Source organism: Nitrobacter sp. TKz-YC02 (assembly GCF_049852135.1).
GTDB lineage: Bacteria > Pseudomonadota > Alphaproteobacteria > Rhizobiales > Xanthobacteraceae > Nitrobacter > Nitrobacter vulgaris.
Genome location: NZ_CP180728.1, coordinates 2,630,492 through 2,645,372 on the forward strand (window position 1 = coordinate 2,630,492; position 14,881 = coordinate 2,645,372).

15 protein-coding genes, 1 tRNA gene, 2 pseudogenes and 1 other annotated feature are annotated in these 14,881 nt (G+C 57.3%); of the genes and pseudogenes, 11 read left to right on the forward strand and 7 right to left on the reverse strand.

Annotation, left to right across the window (positions count from 1 at the left end):
- Positions 1-392 precede the first annotated feature (392 nt).
- Both ACM561_RS12500 and ACM561_RS12505 read left to right on the forward strand, forming a co-directional pair.
- Positions 393-737 (forward strand): VanZ family protein, encoded by a 345-nt coding sequence (locus ACM561_RS12500; RefSeq protein ID WP_425905434.1) that lies wholly within the window; start codon positions 393-395, stop codon positions 735-737.
- A 249-nt stretch (positions 738-986) separates the two neighbouring features.
- Positions 987-1,059: transfer RNA gene (locus tag ACM561_RS12505), tRNA-OTHER, on the forward strand.
- A 162-nt stretch (positions 1,060-1,221) separates the two neighbouring features.
- Here the strand turns inward: ACM561_RS12505 and ACM561_RS12510 are convergent.
- A complete protein-coding gene (locus ACM561_RS12510; protein WP_425905435.1) occupies positions 1,222-1,749 on the reverse strand; it encodes a hypothetical protein in 528 nt (175 codons plus the stop codon).
- Positions 1,750-1,944: 195 nt separating this feature from the next.
- On the opposite strand from ACM561_RS12510, the gene ACM561_RS12515 reads away from it, so the two are divergent.
- From ACM561_RS12515 to ACM561_RS12530, 4 genes are all read left to right on the forward strand, one after another.
- A complete protein-coding gene (locus tag ACM561_RS12515) occupies positions 1,945-2,328 on the forward strand; it encodes a thermonuclease family protein (RefSeq protein ID WP_425905436.1) in 384 nt (127 codons plus the stop codon).
- A protein-coding gene (locus ACM561_RS12520) for an IS3 family transposase (RefSeq protein ID WP_425905437.1) occupies positions 2,321-3,546 on the forward strand; the annotation gives its coding sequence in 2 pieces (ribosomal slippage) (positions 2,321-2,609 and positions 2,609-3,546; 1,227 coding nt in all). Before ACM561_RS12515 ends, ACM561_RS12520 begins: the two co-directional genes overlap by 8 nt.
- Positions 2,602-2,718 (forward strand) — a sequence feature (AL1L pseudoknot). Its footprint overlaps the gene before it by 117 nt.
- Positions 3,547-4,830: 1,284 nt before the next feature.
- A complete protein-coding gene (locus ACM561_RS12525) occupies positions 4,831-5,094 on the forward strand; it encodes a hypothetical protein (protein WP_425905439.1) in 264 nt (87 codons plus the stop codon).
- Between the two features lie 147 nt (positions 5,095-5,241).
- Positions 5,242-5,412 (forward strand): hypothetical protein, encoded by a 171-nt coding sequence (locus ACM561_RS12530; RefSeq protein WP_425905440.1) that lies wholly within the window; start codon positions 5,242-5,244, stop codon positions 5,410-5,412.
- Positions 5,413-5,711: 299 nt separating this feature from the next.
- On the opposite strand, the gene ACM561_RS12535 is transcribed toward ACM561_RS12530, so the two are convergent.
- The 4 genes from ACM561_RS12535 to ACM561_RS12550 all read right to left on the reverse strand — a co-directional run bounded on the left by ACM561_RS12535 (position 5,712) and on the right by ACM561_RS12550 (position 10,360).
- Positions 5,712-7,063, reverse strand: a protein-coding gene (locus tag ACM561_RS12535) for an IS3 family transposase (RefSeq protein ID WP_425905397.1) whose coding sequence is annotated in 2 segments (ribosomal slippage) — positions 5,712-6,727 and positions 6,727-7,063 — 1,353 coding nt in all. Because the reading frame shifts where the segments join, the coding sequence is not laid out codon by codon here.
- Positions 7,064-7,263: 200 nt separating this feature from the next.
- The gene (locus tag ACM561_RS12540) at positions 7,264-7,989 is read right to left on the reverse strand and encodes a hypothetical protein (RefSeq protein WP_425905442.1); all 726 of its coding nucleotides are present in this window, start codon (positions 7,987-7,989) and stop codon (positions 7,264-7,266) included.
- A 223-nt stretch (positions 7,990-8,212) separates the two neighbouring features.
- Positions 8,213-9,568, reverse strand: a complete 1,356-nt coding sequence (locus tag ACM561_RS12545) for a transposase (protein ID WP_425905026.1) — start codon at positions 9,566-9,568, stop codon at positions 8,213-8,215.
- Between the two features lie 480 nt (positions 9,569-10,048).
- The gene (locus ACM561_RS12550) at positions 10,049-10,360 is read right to left on the reverse strand and encodes a hypothetical protein (protein WP_425909740.1); all 312 of its coding nucleotides are present in this window, start codon (positions 10,358-10,360) and stop codon (positions 10,049-10,051) included.
- A 246-nt stretch (positions 10,361-10,606) separates the two neighbouring features.
- Here ACM561_RS12550 and ACM561_RS12555 point away from each other — a divergent pair.
- Positions 10,607-10,732 (forward strand): annotated as a pseudogene (locus tag ACM561_RS12555) (transposase); the annotation flags it as partial.
- Positions 10,733-11,169: 437 nt separating this feature from the next.
- Positions 11,170-11,637 carry an aminoacyl-tRNA deacylase gene (locus ACM561_RS12560; protein WP_425905443.1) on the forward strand — a complete coding sequence of 156 codons (468 nt, stop codon included), beginning with the start codon at positions 11,170-11,172 and terminating at the stop codon, positions 11,635-11,637.
- Between the two features lie 93 nt (positions 11,638-11,730).
- Here ACM561_RS12560 and ACM561_RS12565 read toward each other — a convergent pair.
- Positions 11,731-11,991, reverse strand: a pseudogene (locus ACM561_RS12565) (DDE-type integrase/transposase/recombinase); the annotation flags it as partial.
- Between the two features lie 768 nt (positions 11,992-12,759).
- Between ACM561_RS12565 and ACM561_RS12570 the strand changes: the two are divergent.
- The 3 genes from ACM561_RS12570 (at position 12,760) to ACM561_RS12580 (ending at position 14,127) form a co-directional block, all read left to right on the forward strand.
- Positions 12,760-13,119, forward strand: coding sequence for a hypothetical protein (locus ACM561_RS12570; RefSeq protein ID WP_425905391.1), 360 nt, complete (start codon positions 12,760-12,762; stop codon positions 13,117-13,119).
- 39 nt (positions 13,120-13,158) lie between these two features.
- Positions 13,159-13,671 carry an integrase core domain-containing protein gene (locus ACM561_RS12575; protein ID WP_425905445.1) on the forward strand — a complete coding sequence of 171 codons (513 nt, stop codon included), beginning with the start codon at positions 13,159-13,161 and terminating at the stop codon, positions 13,669-13,671.
- Positions 13,672-13,791: 120 nt separating this feature from the next.
- Positions 13,792-14,127 (forward strand): alpha/beta hydrolase, encoded by a 336-nt coding sequence (locus ACM561_RS12580; RefSeq protein WP_425905447.1) that lies wholly within the window; start codon positions 13,792-13,794, stop codon positions 14,125-14,127.
- Positions 14,128-14,209: 82 nt separating this feature from the next.
- Here ACM561_RS12580 and upp read toward each other — a convergent pair whose 3' ends face one another.
- Positions 14,210-14,839 (reverse strand): uracil phosphoribosyltransferase, encoded by a 630-nt coding sequence (upp, locus tag ACM561_RS12585; protein WP_425905449.1) that lies wholly within the window; start codon positions 14,837-14,839, stop codon positions 14,210-14,212.
- Positions 14,840-14,881 lie beyond the last annotated feature (42 nt).

A 14,881-nucleotide genomic window follows, 5' to 3' on the forward strand; every position in this document is an offset into this window, starting at 1 on the left:
AAAAATCCCATTCTCGCGCCCCAGGCCCAAGTCATGCCGGTCCGTGACGGCAAATGGAAAGCGATCTCCGGACTAAGCGCCGTCTCTTGATCTCCGTGAAAACGCCCGTTGGCGAAGCGCATGGCCTTGCCGGATCGCGCAGCGCTGCGCTGTCATTGCCTTGCGCAAAACGCGCGATCTGCTAAACCGCGCGTTTTGTGATTGAAGGATCGAAGATTTGCCAAAGAAAAATAAGCTGTTCGTCGCGAGTGGACGAAAGACGACGTTCGCACTCTCAAGGCGCTCGCGAAGCAAAAGGTAGGCGTAGCGAAGATTGCAGGAATGTTGAAACGAACACCAGGCGCAACGGCAGCGAAGGCGCATACCATCGGTGTGTCGTTGAGCACTCAATAGTGGCGCAAGCATTGAAAGCAACGGCTTGGATACTCTTACTCGCCCTCTTCATTTTTACGGTTGGGCCGCTCGGCTTGCGTCCAACGTTCGGGTACCCAAATGCTGAGCGACTACTGGCACTCGCTGTGCTCGGGTTTGCCTTCTCTCTTGCCTATCCTCGTCGACTCTTGGTCGTCTTAATTCTGCTTGCAGGCGCTCTATGCTGTTTTGAGTACCTGCAGCATTTCGTGAATTACAGGCACGGGACCGCGCATGATGTCGCGATCAAGCTGGCAGGCGCAGTAGCAGGAGTCGGCGGCAGACTCGTCGTTTCAAAAGTTTGCCGTGAGCGCTTTGTGGCTTAGCCACGACTAGGCTCCCACCGCACATAGTCTACGGATGGACCGGTAGCAACCACGTTCACTCGGTGATGGATTGTACCGCGAAGGGTTCCAGAATTAACCCGGAACGCGCCTATCAAGCTTAATAAGCGAGTTTTGTTGCGTTTGCCGAAGTCCGCGCTAGCTTCCCAACACCGGACATTGCCCTACGTCCGGGTCTATCCCCGGCGAAGTCGTTGATCGATCATATTCCGCTCGGCGGCTTCGTTTTATGCGGATTTAGCTCAGCGGCAGAGCGACGCGTTTTACGACGCAGGTCCATGTTCGACTCATGGAATCCGCACCATTCCATTCCGTTTGCGACCGACGAGCGCATTCAAAGCGACGGGACATTCCACCATTCGGAATAGTCGAGCCTATTCGCAAATGATATCCGAACGACGAAATCAAAAGGCCAAGCCTTGTGCAATTCGCCTGCCGCGCTTCACCAATCTGCGCGGTAATTTCTCTATTTCGACTTTGAGTGCTGCGGCTTCTGCGATCTGTGTTTGACATCATCCGGCGCTGTGACGGAAGGCGCCTGCTGCGAAAGCTGATCAAAGCGTTTGTTCAGATTTCCAACGTCCGTCTGAAGAGCGTCTATCGTCGTTTTGACCGACTCAGAATTTGCCGTTACGACGCTGTCTATCTTTGTCTTGAAAGCGTCGAAATCCGCCCCCTTGAAAGTTCCCAACTGCGTTTGTATTGCCGCGAGCTGGGACCCCAGACCCTTAAGTTGTGCTTTGAGCTGAGAGGTGTCGAATGCTGGGGGAACCTTCATCTTGGATTCGACCTCTACCAAGCGCTCATCAAGCATGGCGACCGCATCTACTTGGGGAGACGCGACTTGTGCCTTCGCCTTCGGAGCTTCTGCTATCGGTTTCGACGGAAGCGCGTTGCCGCTGCTCCAAACCAAACCCACGCTGCCCGCGACAAGCAAACAGACAACGGTCATGGTCAAGATCATCAACTTATTGGCGCGGTCGTGTTCGTTCATCACGGCACCCTCCGTTCAAGCCAAGCTCAAAGTATGACCGATCTACGACATTTGTATAGAGTGCGCACGCATCTTCGGCGCGGCGCGAGGGATCAGGTTGGATGCTTCGTCGACATGAGTTTATGCTGACCCCATCCAGAATCGCTTGATGCCAAAAGTCTACCATCGGCGCGAAGATCGGATAAGGAAGACCTCATGCTGGCGATCCCGATCTCAAGATTTAACCGTCTCTTGATCGCAGCACTTGTCACACTCGTTTCCTCGCCTGCACTCGCGGGTACAATCACAGGACAGGCTTCCGTTGTTGACGGCGACACGCTCGAAATTCACGGGCAGCGCATTCGTCTATCAGACGTGGACGCGCCCGAGTCCGATCACCTCTGTCGTGGAGACGATAGCCTACAATATCGCTGCGGTGCGAAGGCTGCGAACGAGCTAGCTCGCTTCATTGCTGACAGGCCGGTTAGCTGCAAGGGCGTGGACATTGACCGATATAAGCGCGTTGTCGCTGTCTGCTCTGAACCGCCCTGGGTTTGCCGGAGGCTCCAACTCTTGAGAGGATGGAGCCACCATGAGTAAGACGACTAACAAGTTTCCGCCTGAGGTCCGCAACCGCGCTGTCCGACTGGTCCTTGATCACGAGCACGAGCATCAGTCGCGATGGGCTGCGATTACCTCGGTTGCCGCGAAGATCGGCTGCGCAGGCCAGACATTGAACGACTGGGTGAAGAAGTCGGAGGTCGACACCGGCAAGCGTCCTGGCGCATCGACGGACATGACCGCCAAGATGAAGTCTTTGGAGCGCGAGAACCGTGAACTCCGGCAAGCCAATGAGATCCTGCGCAAGGCATCCGCGTATTTTGCCCAGGCGGAGCTCGACCGCCGGTCAAAGACATGATCGCGTTTATTGACGATCATCGCGAGGTCTATGGGGTCGAGCCGATCTGCAAGGTTCTGCCGATTGCCCCCTCGACCTACCATGACCACGTCGCCAAGAGGGTTGATCCTTCGAAGTTATCGGTTCGGGCGCACCGGGATTTGGTGTTGAAGCCGGAGATCGAACGTGTCTTCGCCGAGAACTTCGAAGTCTACGGCGCACGGAAGGTCTGGCGGCAGCTCAACCGCGAAGGCGTCGCTGTCGCGCGTTGTACGGTCGAGCGCCTGATGGCCGACCTCGGCCTCCAGGGCGTGATCCGCGGCAAACCAGTCCGCACAACGATGCAGGACAAGGCCGCGGCTTGCCCGCAGGACCATGTGAACCGCCAATTCCATGCGCCGGCGCCCAATATGCTCTGGCTCTCCGACTTCACCTATGTGAGTACTTGGAGCGGGTTCATCTACGTCGCTTTTGTGATCGACGCCTACGCTCGTCGCATCGTCGGCTGGCGCGTCTCCCGAACGGCGCATGCAAGCTTCGTGCTCGACGCGCTGGAACAAGCGCTTCACGAACGGCGACCAGCACGTGGTGGCCTGGTGCACCATTCCGACAGGGGTTCGCAATACGTCAGTATTCGATACACCGAGCGCCTTGCTGAGGCGGGCGTCGAGCCTTCCGTCGGCAGCGTCGGCGACAGCTACGACAATGCGCTCGCCGAAACGATCAATGGGCTCTACAAGGCTCAGGTCATCCACAGACGTGGACCTTGGCGGAGTTTCGAAGCCGTCGAGTTCGCAACGCTGACCTGGGTCGACTGGTTCAACAATCGCCGGCTGCTGGAGCCAATCGGCAACATCCCGCCGGACGAAGCTGAGGAACGTTACTACGCTATGCTCAATGAGCAGAAACTGGCGGCGTGACTCAAACGAAATAGCCTCCGGCAAACCCGGGGCGGTTCAATCCGCTTGTACACATCCCCATTCTTGAGGTTGAATGACGTTTGCACTCGTCTGAATAATAGACTTTGTTTGCATATTGTTTTTTGCCCTATTCAGTTTTCAACGAGCCGCTGCCAGTTTACGCGCTGTGTAGTTTACATCCGTTGAGCGGAGCGGATGGCCTGGGAAGGCGGAATTGGCGCACAACGAATTAGAGCCGCCCCAACTCAAAGGGTACGGCTCGTATTCGGTATGAAGCTCGTCAGGATGGCGCATATAATCCTACCATACTGGTAAGGCGCACACGCGCAATCGTCATCCTAATTTTCTCCATACGCTTTCAATTCTAGCACGCCCAAGATTTGCGCAAACCCAAGCGCGGGGATAACCGCGCGCTCGATCTCAGCCCAATGAATATCTGGCGGGCTCTTTTCGTTGGAACGTTTTTTCTCCATCCGCATTGAACCATCGGAACGGGCTCCACAGCCCCTGTGACGCCCGAACCCAAATTGGTCCGCTGTGACCCTCCGTCCGGCGGGCCTTTTTGTGGATTCAGGAGCAAACTGTTCGAGCAGAACGGTACACCCAGCGATATCTTTGGAACAAACAGGCCTTGGCCCTCAGCCTTCGTCACCGCCCGGTCGTGGCTTTTATCGGTGATGAGAACGCCGGTTTGCGCTCCCGCCTTCCTCAAACGGAAAGGAGCGCGGCATGCAGATCGGGCGTCGTTTCAAACAAAACCTGACCTTCTTCGAACGATGCCACAATGAAGCGGAACGTCTGCGTATTATGGAGGCTGAAACGCTTCCATTGGGCGCTGAGCTGAAGAACTCGAAAGCAAGGCGATTCAGGCTGAAACCGCGGCTGACATGGAACGCTGGTTGCGGTCGCCTGAACTCCAACCGCCGAAATAGTGCTCGCCGATTGGCAACCCGGAAGGCAAGAAGAACCACCGCTGAAAAGGCATCCAAGCGATAGGATGTCCGTCCGGCGGGCCATTTTGCCGACGATGAAACCAATTTCCTGGTCCCATGAAGTCTGTTTGAAACGTTGAACTGCTACGTCTTCCCGAAACGATCAAGGGAAGCGTCATGCTGGAATCCTCAGTCGCCGCACTGCTTTTAGTTAGCGCCGTCGTATTCATCGCTCACGCGTACGATGCGATGCGTACGTATTGATGCGCTGGCTCATAGTGACAGCTAAGCGGCCGACAGGAAGGGTGGCAGTCTTTTGAACTGGTCCCGTCGCTTCGACGATCCTGTCCCGATGCCAGACGGCACAACGATACGAACCATTGGCGAGGCGGCGGAATATGCAATCAGGCGACCCAAAACGGTTCGCAACACCGAGCCATGGCAGCGCGCCGCGAAGGTGTTGCACGAGGCGGCGGAACACGGCGGCCCGTTCGTGTTCATGGCGCGGATCAACTTCTATCGGGCCGTCTACGGTGACCAGTCGCCGCCGATCGGAAACCCGCAGGGCAAGAAGGGACGTAAGTGGGGAAAGCGGAAGCTGGCGCGGGATGAATAAATGAAAATTCCGTCCACGTGAGTCGTGAAATGACGCATTTTAGGTTCAATTCATTTAATTTAAGGAACTTACAGAAGGGAACTGAGTTACCAGCGCTCCGATCGGGCCGCCCTCTACCGCCGCCCTCTCCTCAGGGCCATTGCTCTCATGTCCATCGACCAAGCCAGTAAGAACTTGCCAACTTTTGCGGGTATACGAACTGGCTTTGAAGGCACCCGATGGGGATGGCTTCTAATTGCCATGATCGCCATTATCGCCGCGGACACCCTGCTCGCGGCTGGGGCTTGGATCGCTGTTGGCTACATCATCGGAAAGTAGGTCACTGCCGAAATAAAAAATGTGACCGATCACGTAGGCTGCCTGGTTCACGACCAGACACGCGGCTATGATAACGATCCCACTCCCGGATCCAAAACCGTACATATGGAGAACAGCGGCCGAAACCGGGACAATTACCAACGCGATGGGCACAAAGACGAAGACACTAAAGCGCAAGCCTGAGGCCGCACCTATCAGTGTGCTAGTTAACAGCAAAACAGAAACTGTCCGTCATCAAAACATTTGGCGCAAAGAGCGGCGAGATTTAGCGGAGAGCGGGCCTCATTTGTTGGTTGATGTTAAGCGGCGATTTTGCGGTGGAGCAAGCGCCGATATTTGATTGTCTGTCGTTTGATCCTTTCACGCTGTTTGATGATGGATTGTGCACGTCCGAAGTAGACGTCGGCGGGTGTGACGTTGCCGATGCCCTCGTGATAACGGCGATGATTGTAATGCTCGATGAATGCCTCGATCTGACACTCGAGATCGCCGGGCAGGAAGTAGTTCTCGAGCAGGATGCGGTTCTTGAGGGTTTGATGCCATCGCTCGATCTTGCCTTGGGTTTGCGGATGCAGCGGTGCGCCGCGGATATGGCTCATGCCGTTGGCATCGATCCATTCGGCAAGCTCGGCGGCGATGTAACTGGGACCATTGTCGCTGAGCAGTCTGGGCTTGTGCAACACCTTGGTGTTGTCGCAGCCTGAAGCTGCAAGGGCCAGTTCGAGCGTATCGGTGACGTCCTCGGCGCGCATGGTCGAGCACAGCTTCCAGGCAATGACATATCGAGAGAAGTCATCGAGTACGGTGGACAGATACACCCACCCCCAGCCGATGATCTTGAAGTAGGTGAAGTCGGTCTGCCACATCTGGTTGGGTGCTGTCGTCTTGTCTTTGAACTCATCAGCCGCCTTGACCACAATGAAGGCTGGGCTGGTGATGAGATCGTGGGCCTTGAGCAGGCGATAGACACTGGCTTCGGAGACGAAGTAGCGCTTCTCATCGGTAAAGCGCACTGCCAGTTCGCGCGATGAAAGTTCGGATTGCTCCAGCGCCATCTCGATGATCTGACCCTGGATATCGGCATCGATGCGGTTCCACACGCGACCTGGCCGGGAAGGACGATCTTCCAACGCTTCCGGCCCGCCCTCAAGGTAACGGTCATACCAGCGATAGAAGCTTCGACGTGCAATGCCCAGTTTGTCGAGTGTCTTCTTCGCCGGCAGATGCGATTGCTCGACGAGCCTGATGATCTCAAGCTTTTCGGATGCGGGATATCTCATTCGCCTTCGCCCCCATCCGCGATCATGCTTTTTTTGAGCAGACGGTTCTCCAGCGTCAGATCGGCAACCACCTCCTTCAGGGCATGCGCCTCACGGCGAAGGTCTTGCACTTCACCACTTGTCGCAGCTCGCGCCGTATCACCGGCCAGCCGCCGCTTGCCTGCCTCCATGAACTCCTTCGACCAGACGTAGTAAAGGCTCTGAGCGATCCCTTCCTTGCGGCACAGTTCAGCGATGCTGTCTTCACCGCGCAAGCCATCAAGCACAATCCGGATTTTATCTTCCGCCGAGAAATGGCGCCGGGTGGCGCGGCGAATGTCTTTGACAACCCGTTCGGCAGAACTTTTCCTGCTGCGAGACTTCGTAGTCATGTTCGTTCCTTCGTCATCGACGAGAACCGAACTCTCCTTAAATCATACCTTCAATTCTGTGCCATAGGCGCTGATCCCGGACACTGCTGAATAATCACGGGTGGGAAGCGATATCCGGCGTAGCTGATTTTGCTCATGATCGACACCTATGGCCGCAGATCAGCGCCGGCAAGCCCAACAACGTGACAATGCCGGCGCGCCTATTTCATTGCAGCCAAGGCTTCTACGACAGGGCGATTGCTCACCGTAATCATGCCGACCCCCGGATAGTCCATGTCGATGGTCATCCACAGCGCTGCCGCAAGAACGGCTCCAAAAACGGCGTCGAGCACGGAAAATCGGCGGCCAATACGACCATTGCCGAAACCTATGATGCCAAGACTAATTGCCGCCGTCCCCAAAAGCACCGCCATGATCGGAATGGGCAGATGTCTTCTCGCCATAGTAAGGTGCATCAAATGCAGATCAATGACCTCGTTGATCGGCGGCAGAACCACCGCCATCAGGGGCGCGTTGTCCTGAGCAGCAGTGATCGCCGACCTCCACATTCGTTCATGCAAGCCACTTACCTTGGCGAGCAAAGGCTCAATTTGGTCGCGCCCTTCGCGACTGAGGAGTGTAACCCTGTCGGCGGAATACTCCTTTAGTGCAGCCTTCAGTTCGCCGCGCTGAGGCTCGGCTATGGTGTCGGCTCTCAAGTAGGCAGTTCCGAGCGCGTTCGCTTCCTTCACAATGAGATCGACCCGATTTGTAAAGCGCGATGCTGCCCCCGAAAAAGCAAAGCCGACCAAGAACGCAACCAGAGCGGCCGTGGATGTCCGAACCAGGGCTATTTGGCGATCAAAGGGCTCATCAGCGTTGCGCCTAAGTGAACCCAGCCAAAAGCCAACCTCGTGAGCGGCGACAACTCCGGCGATTAGGCCCATTGCGACCAGTAACTCAGTCATCGTAGCCTCCCCGACTGCACCGCAGGTTATCAGATTTGCAAAGATCAGTAAGAGCGTCGGGTTACTTCGTAACCTGTCAAAGCCGCCGTATCATACCACTTAAATGTCCGGTTTGGGTCGATTGTGTTGAAGAAGTCGCCTTTCGGTCTGGAGTGATCTTACGTCGAGGCAAGCCGTGGCGTTTGAAGGCGGTCGTAACCGATCAAGCGGCCAAGATCGGTGCGGTGGCGGGGATCAGCTTGGCCAGTTTTCTCAAGTTCTGAGCGGTGGCGGCGAGCAGGAACTCGTCATGTGCGCCACATGGGCCGCGCAGTCGCAGTCGGTCGAGCTTGAGGATGCGTTTGAGGTGGGCGAAGCACATCTCAACCTTCTTGCGCTGTCGCCGCGAGGTTAGATAAGCGGCGGTCTTGGCGATGTGGCGGGCGAAGTCTCTTGCGCCCTCATGGATACTGCGAGGCACTCGCCGCATCGGGGTGTTAGGGCTGCAACGAGATTTAAGAGTACAGGCGGAGCAGTCAGCCTTGCTGGCGCGGTAGAACAAGGTGGCGCCGTCGTTCACCAGCGTTCCCTTCGTCGTTAGGTTCTTGCCGCCGGGACAGACATAGATGTCGCGCTCATGGTCGTAAATAAATTCGTCTCGTGAGAAGGTCCCGTCGGTGCGTTGGGATTTGTCGAACACCGGCACGTGCGGCTCGATACCTTCTTCGTTGACCAGCCAATCGAGCATCTCGGCTGAGCCATAACCCGTATCGGCGGCGAGACGCGCCGGCTGAAGATCGAAGCGATCGTGGGCTCGCGTGATCATGGTCTTGGCGGCTGTAACCTCGGCCTGGCGTACGGCGCTGGATGCCTCCACCTCAACGATGACGGCATGATCAAGGTCGATCAGGTAGTTCGTCGCGTAGGCGAAGAACGCGAGGCCGCCGTTTGCCGCGGTCCACCGCGCGGCCGGATCGACGGGCGCGAGATATTTCGGCGCGACGGACGTCGCCGCACCGAAGGCTGCGTCATCTAGCACCGCCAGATACTCACGAACTGCGCGACGAGATCGAACTGGATCTAGCTCCTCGGCGCCCTGCACCCCGCTTTGGCGGTTGGCGTCGGCCTTGATCAGACTGGCATCGACAGCGAAGCTCTCACCGCCAACCAACCCCTCGGTCATGCAGCGACGCACCACGGTCTCGAACACATGTCGCAGCACATCGCTGTCACGGAAGCGGCCGTGCCTGTTCTTGGAGAAGGTTGAGTGGTCTGGCACGTCGCCATCGAGGCCTAATCGGCAGAACCAACGATAGGCGAGGTTCAGGTGGACTTCCTCGCACAAACGCCGCTCCGATCTGATGCCGAAGCAGTAGCCGACAATCAGCATCCGGATTAGCAGCTCCGGATCAATCGAGGGGCGACCCGTCGAACTGTAGAACGCTGCCAAGTGCGCCCGCACACCCTGCAGATCGACGAACCGGTCGATCGCCCGCAGCATGTGGTCCGCCGGCACGTGCCGCTCCAGCGAGAATAGATAGAAAAGCGCCGCTTGATCGATTCGCCGTTCACCCATCATGGCTTCGCCCCAGGCTTGGATGCCTGAGTGAATCAGCGCTTCTGACCGTTCACAACCCGGAGTTTTTCAACACAATCGGTCAGTAGCCGACAATTCCCGGTTCGAAAGGGCATGCCCGAAAGCGGACATCATCGTCGGGGTCGACCGTGAGCGGTCGGCAGGGTCCTGTGGAGGACGGAAAAAAGCGCGGGGACCGCGCCACGGCAGTTATCGAGGGTATCTGGTGCGAGAAAATCCGTGGTTGCAGTTGCGGGAAGCTTACTCAATGTCCGCTATGCCACGATCGCGACTAAGGTCCGCAGCGCAGCGAAATGACGCGATGGGCCAGAACTCGACATCGCGCGTGCACTCCTCTGGATAGTTCTGAGCGAAGACCTTGCGTTCACGCACAAAGTTCAAAGTGAACACTACTTTTCTTGTTGGCGAACGCTACGGCCGCGCCTGACGCCTCGCTTGTGCTCGTAGCGGATGAGTACCCCTTTACGAACAATTACGCATCGATTCTATATTCATCTCCACCAAAACTTCCCCGGCGATGATTTCCGGGTCTCCAAGATCAAGGTCAAGCAGGCTTGCTTGAACAAACTTCAATACTTTATCGTTCGCCGCAATGGCGCTTTCGCGGTCCTCGAATATCATCACAGCGACACCGACGCCTTCGCCCCCATCCAGTACATAATAAGATCTGAATCCGTGTGATTCCCTTAGGATCTGACCGATGCCGCTTTTGGCGCGGCGGGCAGCATCCGCAACCGAACGAACCTTGGTGTACTTTCGAATGACTAAGTACATGAGGCCACCCATGCGTCTCAGTTCCAGCCCCACGCATCAAAGCATATCGGGCCGCTGCTGGACTAGGGCAAACTTCCGAGATGGGTCATTCGCGACGGGGCCGGGCCAGCAGCAAGTCCGGCGATGTCCGCTATGCCGCCGGAAGCGGAAGGGAATTCAGAGCATTAGAAGGACCGAGACCGGCCATTGCGGGTTGGTGGCGCTGTCCTAGACGTGATTCAAGCTCCGAAACTGGAGCATCGAATCATGCGCTACAAACTCAGCGACTACGAATGGACCGCTATCAAACCGATGCTGCCAAACAAACCGCGCGGGGTTAGGCGTGTAAATGACCGTCGCGTGCTCAGTGGCATCTTCTGGGTCCTCCGAACATGTTCGCAATCAGAAGTCCGACACCGACCGCGGCCAGCCCCATGCCGAAGGCCGAGAGCTGGATCAGCACCCAGTTGCAAAACAATAAGGTTCCTAGCGCCGCGCCGAAGCTAGAGCCGTGCTCTCGTACATGAGCTATTACAACGGCACGCGCCCCCAATTTGTCATTGAACAAGGACGCGCCGATGTCACGTGCCGCCGAGACAGCGGGACGCATTCTCTGTCGCCCGATTCTGGGCGGATTGCATCATCAATATACCCGGATTCGATTTGCGATAAGGAAACCTGGCCGAAGGATGATTGGCCGACGAAATCCGCGCATTGTCGCGGGCTCCCGACAGGCGTATCCTCAGCCAAGCTACAATCGCCCGCATCGTGAGGCGACGGCGCGAGTTCCTCCCGGTGTGCGGATTGCCCATTGCAATGGAGGAACCGACATGACCATCGCTCCGACCCTGCAGAAATACCTTGATCAAACCGTCACCTACGAGCAGATCTCACACGATCCCACTATGTCGTCGACGCGCACCGCCGAAGCCTGCAACGTGCCGGGTGACTATCTGGCCAAGGGCGTCGTGCTGCGCCGCAACGGCGGCTACCTGCTGGCGATCCTTCCGGCCTCGCACCACATCCGCCTGTCGACTTTGGAAATGCTGCTCGGTGACAAGGTCGCTCTAGCGAGTGAAGACGAGATCGCGCAGCTGTTTTGCGACTGCGAACGTGGGGCCGTTCCACCGGTTGGCGAGTGCTACGGGCTCGATGTCATCGTCGACGACAGCATCGAGGCGCAGCGCGAGATTTACATAGAGGGCGGCGATCACGCCACGCTCATCCATCTGGGCCGCGGGGAATTTGCACGGTTGACCGCGGATGCGCGGCACGGCCATTTCACCGCGCACGATTGAGGCCCGGACCGTCTGCGCCGGTGCGATTGCGCTGGTATTGGCTTTGTCACGTTAGCGGGTGATAGGTGCGACAAATCCAGCATTCAATCGCGATCACGCCGCAGCAGTCACCTCGCGCCACGTCTGCATGGCCGAGGCTCGGAATGCCCGGTGTGTCTTCGCTGAGATAAGGTGACGCTGGACGTTGAAGGTGTTGTAGGTGGCGGCGTGGACGGACAGAAATCGTTGGGCTGATCCCGCACTCTTGAACCCCTGCATCTTGCGCTCCCGTCGTCGGGTCGGTTGATGCGAGTTCTCCGCTCGGTTATTGCGCCATCGCCCGCGTTCATGGCGACGAGACAGCCCAAGCTCACGGGCTGTGTGTGCCGAAAACCTCATCCGAGTTGATGATGTGACGGAATCGCCTAATCTGGTGGCATGATCGGGCTGATGTCGAAGCACCGCATTCTAAGCTTCAAGCCGCAACTTCGACTGAATGGCGAGGCCAGGACGGCCACCCCAACTTGCTTGGAACTTTTCGAGGGTTCGAGGATTGCCAAAATTGCAAGGGTGGCGGAAGCCCCCAGTCGGCTTTCGACGCAAGTTTGCGGCGTTGAAGGAGCTGCTGGGAGGGTCGTTATGAACTCAGATTTGGACCCGCAAACGCTTTCAAACATGGAAATCGCGCTCGAACGAGCCTGTGCCAATATTCCTAGCACTGAAAAACGCCGAGCTCGGCGACACATCGCTCATCGAATTATCAGATGCGCACGGAAGGGTGGTCGAACCTTGGAATCACTCTTGCGAGCCGGAGAGATCGCAGCAGCAGAGCTCCGCAAGCGCGCGACAGCTGGGATCGAAGCGAGACCGCCCGTGAGAGATAGCAGCAAACCAACCGGAGTTGATTCTGCTCCTGCCCGTCCTGAACCAATCCAATCTACCGCACATTGAGACGCTATGCTGTGCACCTGCCCGCTGTGTGTACCGAAAACTTTATCCGAGTTGATGATGTGACGGAATCGCCTAAACTGGCGGAATGATCGGGCTGCTCTGTTTCGCTTTGGCCGTCCTGACCTCGCCATTCAAGTCGAAGTTGCGGCTTGAAGCTGAGAACGCGGCGCGCTTCGACATCAGTTGATTGTTTTGCGGCGCAAGTCGCGGGGCCGTGTTCGACTCGCAAACAGCGATCGCTGGTTCTTTGTCCAGCTGTATCGCTGGTTTCCGTCAATCCTGCAGGTTCTCACCATCATCCGGCCCGAGACGCTGGTGCGTTGGCATCGGGCTGGCTTTCGCCGCTATTGGCGTTGGAAGTCGCGCCCGCAGGGAGGGCGCCCGCGGATCGACGCGGAGCTACGCGTATTGATCCGGCGGATGAGCGTCGAAAATCCGCTTTGGGGCGCGCCCCGCATCCACGGCGAACTGCTCAAGCTCGGGTTTGAGGTCGCGCAATCAAGCGTCGCCAAGTACATGGTCAAACGGCGAGGACCGCCAAGCCAAGGGTAGCGGACTTTTTCTGCGTAATCACGCGCCGGATATTGCCGTATGGACTTGTTCGTTGTCCCGACGATCGGTTTCGACCTGCTCTATGCCTTCGTCATCGTCCGGCTCGATCGCAGAGACCTCGTCTGGATCAACGTCACAACAAACCCCACGGCGGAGTGGATTGCGCGTCAGATCACGGAGGCCTTCCCTTGGGATGATGCCCCAAAATACCTGATCCGCGATCGGGATCAAATCTATGGCGCGGTCGTCACCCGCCAATTGCGCGCCATGGGCATCCGAGACAAGCCCACCGCAGCAGCTTCACCTTGGCAAAATGGCTTTGCCGAACGGCTGATCGGATCGATCCGGCGTGAGTGTGTGGACCACATCATTGTCCTGGGCGAGGTGCATCTGCGCCGGATACTCAAGTCTTATCCCAAATATTACAACCGTGTCAGAACGCATCGATCTTTGGACAAGGATGCGCCGGTTTCTCGCCCGGTTCAGCGAACCGGTGTGATCAGTTCACGCGCCATCCTGGGCGGGCTGCATTACCGCTACGCCCGTGTTTAAGTTTTCGGTACACACAGCCGTCCGTCCGCGGCTTAAATTGCAGGGTGGTCGCTCGGCTCATGTCGGGCGACCGCCTCAATCTTTGCGATCGCCCATGCTACTGTGCTCGCGAGGCGCTTGATGACGTCACCAGCTCCAACATCTTTTGAACTAATCTTTGTTCATGGCACTTGGGCGCGCGACGGCACGTACGGGCAAAGGGACACTTTCTTTGTAGAGAAGCTGATGGAGTTTGCTGGCGAAGCAGCTTGTTATCGTCGTTTCACATGGTCAGGCCGAAACACGGTCAGCGCGCGTGAACGCGGAGCGAAAGAATTCACCGAATTCGTCGCCAAGCTTCCTCCTAAGCCACCTAAAACAAAGCGCATCGCTCTTTGTCACAGCCACGGAGGAAGCGTCGTCCTGATGGCGTTTCTTGATGAAGCAACTTCCTCGTCATTTGACCTACTCAGCTAACAGGGAAAATCCTTCGGAGTAGCAGGTAAAGGTCAGAATTTATCAGGGTAATCAGCCCGCTTATTACGCGTGGATGGCTGTTTTACCTTGTGCCGTAAGCCCGGTCGCCGGCGTCACCCAGGCCCGGCAGGATGAAGCCGTGCTCGTCAAGACCCTCGTCCAGGGCAGCCGTCCATACCGAAACATCCGGATGCAAACCGCGAATCCGTTCGAGGCCCTCGGGCGCGGCGATCAGACACACGAGGCGAATGTCCTTGGCGCCGCGTTCCTTCAGCCGGTCGACCGCGGCAACCGCGGTGTTCGCGGTCGCGACCACCGGCGTCACCACGATCGCGAGTCGCTCGCCGAGGTCGGAGGGTGATTTGAAGAAATACTCGACGGCAGCGAAGGTGCGCGGCTCGCGGTAAAGCCCGATATGCGCGACGCGTGCGGTCGGCACCAGGTCCATCATGCCGTCAACGAAGGTCACGCCGGCACGCAACACCGGAACGAACACCAGCTTCTTGCCGGCAATTTTTGCAGATTGCATGCGCACCAGCGGCGTCTCGACGATGACCTCGGCCAGCGGAAGGTCGCGAGTGACCTCGTAGCAGAGCAGCATCCCGATCTCCTTGAGCAGTTCACGGAACGACTTGGTGGAGATCGATTTGTCCCGAATGAGCGTGAGCTTGTGCTGGACCAGAGGATGATCGACGATGGTAACGCCTTCCATGGCGAATAGCTCCTTTATTGGCAATCATGACCAGGCCAGAGC

Coding starts and splice junctions, on each gene's coding strand:
- ACM561_RS12510 (WP_425905435.1), bottom strand. CDS start 1,749: ATGAACGAACACGACCGCGCCAATAAGTTGATGATCTTGACCATGACC.
- ACM561_RS12515 (WP_425905436.1), top strand. CDS start 1,945: ATGCTGGCGATCCCGATCTCAAGATTTAACCGTCTCTTGATCGCAGCA.
- ACM561_RS12525 (WP_425905439.1), top strand. CDS start 4,831: ATGCCAGACGGCACAACGATACGAACCATTGGCGAGGCGGCGGAATAT.
- ACM561_RS12530 (WP_425905440.1), top strand. CDS start 5,242: ATGTCCATCGACCAAGCCAGTAAGAACTTGCCAACTTTTGCGGGTATA.
- ACM561_RS12540 (WP_425905442.1), bottom strand. CDS start 7,989: ATGGGCCTAATCGCCGGAGTTGTCGCCGCTCACGAGGTTGGCTTTTGG.
- ACM561_RS12545 (WP_425905026.1), bottom strand. CDS start 9,568: ATGATGGGTGAACGGCGAATCGATCAAGCGGCGCTTTTCTATCTATTC.
- ACM561_RS12550 (WP_425909740.1), bottom strand. CDS start 10,360: ATGTACTTAGTCATTCGAAAGTACACCAAGGTTCGTTCGGTTGCGGAT.
- ACM561_RS12560 (WP_425905443.1), top strand. CDS start 11,170: ATGACCATCGCTCCGACCCTGCAGAAATACCTTGATCAAACCGTCACC.
- ACM561_RS12575 (WP_425905445.1), top strand. CDS start 13,159: ATGGACTTGTTCGTTGTCCCGACGATCGGTTTCGACCTGCTCTATGCC.
- ACM561_RS12580 (WP_425905447.1), top strand. CDS start 13,792: ATGACGTCACCAGCTCCAACATCTTTTGAACTAATCTTTGTTCATGGC.
- upp (WP_425905449.1), bottom strand. CDS start 14,839: ATGGAAGGCGTTACCATCGTCGATCATCCTCTGGTCCAGCACAAGCTC.